Genomic DNA, 1,136 nt, shown 5'->3' on the forward strand with positions numbered 1-1,136 from the left:
ATCTTGGATACCACACCGGCACCAACGGTACGGCCACCTTCGCGAATCGCGAAGCGCAGACCATCTTCCATGGCGATCGGAGCGATCAGGGTAACCGTCATCTTGACGTTGTCACCCGGCATTACCATTTCAACGCCTTCCGGCAGTTCGCAAGAACCAGTCACGTCAGTCGTACGGAAGTAGAACTGAGGACGGTAGCCCTTGAAGAACGGAGTATGACGACCACCTTCTTCTTTGCTCAGTACGTACACTTCGCACTCGAACTGGGTGTGAGGCTTGATGGAACCAGGAACACACAGAACCTGACCACGCTCAACGTCGTCACGCTTGGTACCACGCAGCAGAACACCAACGTTCTCACCAGCACGACCTTCGTCCAGCAGCTTGCGGAACATCTCAACACCAGTACARGTGGTGGACTGAGTATCGCGAATACCAACGATCTCAACAGTGTCACCAACCTTGACGATACCACGCTCAACACGGCCAGTGACTACGGTACCACGACCGGAGATGGAGAATACGTCCTCAATCGGCATCAGGAACGGCTGATCAATCGCACGCTCCGGCTCAGGGATGTAGTCGTCCAGGGCTTCTACCAGCTTCTTAACAGCAGTAGTACCCATTTCGTTGTCGTCTTTACCTTCCAGCGCCATCAGAGCGGAACCAGTGATGATCGGAGTGTCATCACCCGGGAAGTCGTAAGTGCTCAGCAGATCACGAACTTCCATCTCTACCAGCTCAAGCAGCTCTTCATCGTCAACCATGTCCGCTTTGTTCAGGAACACAACGATGTAAGGAACACCAACCTGACGAGACAGCAGGATGTGCTCACGAGTCTGCGGCATGGGGCCGTCAGCAGCAGAACATACCAGAATAGCGCCGTCCATCTGAGCAGCACCAGTGATCATGTTCTTAACGTAGTCGGCGTGACCCGGGCAGTCTACGTGCGCGTAGTGACGAGTCGGAGAGTCGTACTCAACGTGAGAAGTCGCGATGGTGATACCACGAGCCTTCTCTTCCGGCGCGTTATCAATCTGGTCAAACGCGCTGGCAGTACCTGTACCCCATACTTCGTGACATACACGAGTCAGAGCTGCGGTCAGAGTGGTTTTACCATGGTCAACGTGACCGAT

Annotated in this window: 1 protein-coding gene; it reads right to left on the reverse strand. The window is 54.4% G+C overall.

Features of this window, described 5'->3' with window-relative positions:
* The coding region (gene tuf / locus FWJ25_RS19105; RefSeq protein ID WP_149601850.1) for an elongation factor Tu at positions 1-1,136 on the reverse strand (1,136 nt) is incomplete at both ends.

Source organism: Marinobacter salinexigens, from assembly GCF_008370345.1.
GTDB lineage: Bacteria > Pseudomonadota > Gammaproteobacteria > Pseudomonadales > Oleiphilaceae > Marinobacter > Marinobacter salinexigens.